Annotated in this window: 2 protein-coding genes and 1 pseudogene; 1 reads left to right on the top strand and 2 read right to left on the bottom strand. The window is 76.3% G+C overall.

Going from position 1 to position 3,561, the window contains the following annotated elements; genetic code table 11:
- Positions 1–1,294 (top strand): MFS transporter (locus C1A33_RS22355; RefSeq protein WP_101833332.1); only part of this gene is annotated, 1,294 nt, incomplete at its 5' end.
- Between the two features lie 58 nt (positions 1,295–1,352).
- Here the strand turns inward: C1A33_RS22355 and C1A33_RS22350 are convergent.
- Both C1A33_RS22350 and C1A33_RS22345 read right to left on the bottom strand, forming a co-directional pair.
- Entirely contained in the window at positions 1,353–2,579 is a 1,227-nt protein-coding gene (locus C1A33_RS22350) for a lysophospholipid acyltransferase family protein (RefSeq protein ID WP_101833333.1), read from the bottom strand.
- 24 nt (positions 2,580–2,603) lie between these two features.
- Positions 2,604–3,561 (bottom strand): annotated as a pseudogene (locus C1A33_RS22345) (hypothetical protein); the annotation flags it as partial.

Raw genomic sequence — 3,561 nt, 5'->3', positions numbered from 1 at the left:
CACCCAGCCCCCCGCCAGCACCCCACGCCCGCACACGCGCCCGCGGCTGGCCGGGCGGCTCGGGCCCCGCGCCGGGTTCGCCCTGCAGACCTCGCTGCTGCTGTCCTTCCTCGCCGCCTCCGCCACCCCCACCCCTCTCTACGCCGTCTACCAGCACGCCTGGGGCTTCTCCCCGATCACCGTCACCGTCGTGTTCGGCGTCTACGCACTCGCCGTGCTCGGCGCTCTGCTCGTCGCCGGCGCCCTGTCCGACCATGTCGGGCGCCGGCCCGTCATCCTCGCCGCCACCTGCACCCAGGCCGCCGCCGCGATCGTGTTCGCCACCGCGGACGGGGTGGGCCCGCTGCTGGCGGCCCGTGTCCTGCAGGGCCTGGCCACCGGGGCGGCCGCGGGCGCCGTCGGCGCCGGCCTGCTCGACCTCGACCATGCCCGCGGCACCCTCGTCAACGGCGCCGGCTCCTTCGCCGGCATCGCACTCGGCGCGATCGGCTCCGCCGTGTGCGTCGCCTACCTGCCCCATCCGACGCGGCTGGTCTACGTGGTGCTGCTCGCCGTCCTGCTCACCCAGGCCGCCGGCGTCCTTCTGCTCACCGAGACCTCCCCGCGCATCCCCGGCGCCCGCGCCTCGCTGCGCCCCCGGGTGGCCGTGCCCCCGCCCGTCGCCCGCGCCCTGCTCGTCACCGGCCCGTGTCTCGTCGCCACCTGGGCGCTGTCCGGCTTCTACTTCTCCCTCGGCCCGGCGCTGGCCCGCCAAGTCGCCCACGTCGACGACGCCACCGCCACCCGGGCCATCCTGCTCGGCGGCCTGGCTGTGCTCACCCTCGCCGGCACCGCCTCGGCGACCATCGTCGCCGTGCGCGACGCCACCCCCCGCACGGTGATGTTCCTCGGCACCACCAGCCTGATCGCCGGCGTCGGGGCGACCCTGCTCGCCACCGCCGGCCACGACACCGCCCTGTTCTACGCCGGCACCGCCGTGGCCGGGGCGGGCATCGGCGCCGGGGTGCAGGGCAGTCTGCGTGTCCTGCTGCCCCTGGCCGGCCCCGAGCAGCGCGCCGGCGTCCTGTCGACCGTGTACGTGCTGTGCTACCTGGCGCTCGGCGTGCCCGCCGTCGGCGCCGGCTACCTGACCACCCACGACGGGCTGACCGACAGCAGCCGCGCCTACGGCGCCACCGTCATGGCCCTGGCCGCCGTGGCGCTCGCCGGCCTGCTGACCCGCCGCCCCGAGCACACCCCCGACGTGTCGCCCACCCCGCGCCCGGCCGACGGGCCGCTGCCGGACGCCGGATAGCGTGCCCGCCCGCCGGACGGGGTACCCGCCGCCCGCCTCTCGCGGGAGGCGGGCGCGCTCAGCGACGCCAGGGGGAGCGGGAGGTGTTGCGGGGCAGTGGTTCGGTGGCCGCCCAGATCCGCCGCCAGCGCGCCGTGGGCGTGCCCGGCGCGCCGCGCAGCCGCGCCGAGACCGACGCCGGGCCGCCCGCCGTGCCCGCGGTCGCCGCCGGCCGGGGGACGAGGCGGTGGCGCTGGCGCTCCAGCGGCCGCACCCCGGCCACCACCGCACCATCCACCGGCGTGCCCGCGACCGAGGTGCCCGCGACCGAGGTGCTGCCAGCCGACGCCGCGCCCGTGACGTCGACGGGGCGCGGATGCGAGCCGTCCTGCCCGCCCGCAGCGCCGTCGCGATCCGCGGCGGGCGGTGCAACGGACACGTCGCCGGCGGGAGAGCCGGCGGTGGGGGACTCGCGGTAGGAGCGACGGGTCGCGTCCCACCAGGACGTGGCGTCCTCGGCGCACAACCGGTCGACCTCCGCGGCCAGCCGCGCGGTGAACGTCCGCACATCCTCACCGGCCACCGGCCGCAACGGCCGACCGAAACGCACCGTCACCTGCGGACGACCCGGCACCGGCCAGTTACGGCCCCGCGGCATCGCCGCGAACGCCCCGCGCATCCCCACCGGCACCACCGGCACCCCGGCGTTGATCGCCAGATAGGCGGCGCCGAGCCGGAACCGGCCCCGCGCCCCGTCCTTCGACCGCGTCCCCTCCGGGAAGATCACCAGGTTCCAGCCGTCACGCAGCAGGGTCAGCGGCGTCGCCGACGGCGCCCCACCGGTGCGGTCGATCGGCACCGTCGCGAACGCCAGCGCGCTCGACGCGCCGCGCCACGCACTGTCGAAGAAGTAGTCCGCCGCCGCCGTCACCGCCGTGCGCGAGCGCACCCGCCCCGGCAACGCGCACAGCAGCATCGGCGCGTCGAGATGACTGGAATGGTTCGACACGATCAGCACCGGGGTGCCGCGCACCTCGTCGAACACCTGCGCACCGAACGTGTCCACGGTCAGCGTCGCATGCAGCAGCGGGTTCATCACCCCGGACAGGAACGCCGCCCGCGTCGCGCGCGCCGCCCCCGACCGCGCCCAGCCCGTGGGGACTCCCGCGCCCCGACGTCGGCGGGCCGCCCGCCCCGCCGCACCGCCACCGGCGGCGGCAGCGGGCCGGGTGCCCGGCCGGCCCACCCGACGCCACCCGGACGCGGCCTCGCGCAGCCCCACACCCCGTCGCGGTCTGTGCCCCATCCCGATCACCTCTGCCCCTCACGATCACGTCCTGCGCGCCGCGGCTGGTCGCCGACGTGCGATGAGCGGCGTCGGGTGTGCGGCGTCGGGGCGTGCGGGGCGTGTCGGCGGGCTGTGCAGATAGGTGATCGACGGATCCCGGCCCACCGACGCGGCGACGATCTCCAACGCGTCCGCCAGCGTCGACGCCGCCCGAAACCCCAACCGGGCACACACCGCCCGATCCCCCCCGACGAACACCACCTCACCCAGATACGCCCGCGCCGGCGCCGTCTCATACCAGCGGTGGAACGGATGCACCCCATGCAACGCCAGCGACGTCCGGTACAGCGACGTGTACCACGGGTCGGTCGCGTACTGGCGTTCGAACTTAGCCTCGATCGTCGCCGGCTCGCTCGACTCCGCCAGCACCTCCTCGTAGAAGTCCACATACGACGGCTGATGCAACTGCGAGAACCGCGCCGCCATCGGATGGTAGACGATCATCGCACCGTTCTCGCGGACCACCGGACGGCCCGCATGCCGGGTGAACACATCCCCGAGCGCGCCATGCGCGGCCAGCACCGCATCCCCCGGCCCCGACCCGTGGAACGGCCCGAACGGCCCCAGCCCGACGACCACCACGTCGGCCTGCCCGTCGACCTCGACCCGCTGCTGCCCGTCGACCTGCGCCCACGCCGCCGCACAGACCAGCTCCGGGTCCCCCGCGCCCACCGAGGTGATCGCGTAGTCGGCGCTCAGATCCCGCAGCGCGCGGCGCCGGCCCCGCCCGCCGAGCAGGTCCAGACCCCGACCCACCCCGTAGGCCATCGCCTGGTCGGGCAGCGACCACTCCCACTCGCGGCGCGTCAGAAACGGTGACCCCGCCGGGCCGACCGCGGCGTTCACCGTCGCACTGACCGCGAACACCGGCACCGCCGCGCCGAGCACCTCACCCAGATACGCCCGCGCCGGCGCCGTCTCATACCAGCGGTGGAACGGA

This window comes from Frankia canadensis (genome assembly GCF_900197875.1).
Lineage (GTDB): Bacteria > Actinomycetota > Actinomycetes > Frankiales > Frankiaceae > Frankia > Frankia canadensis.
This window is presented reverse-complemented; position numbering and strand designations above follow the sequence as displayed.

Coding starts and splice junctions, on each gene's coding strand:
- C1A33_RS22350 (WP_101833333.1), bottom strand. CDS start 2,579: ATGGGGCACAGACCGCGACGGGGTGTGGGGCTGCGCGAGGCCGCGTCC.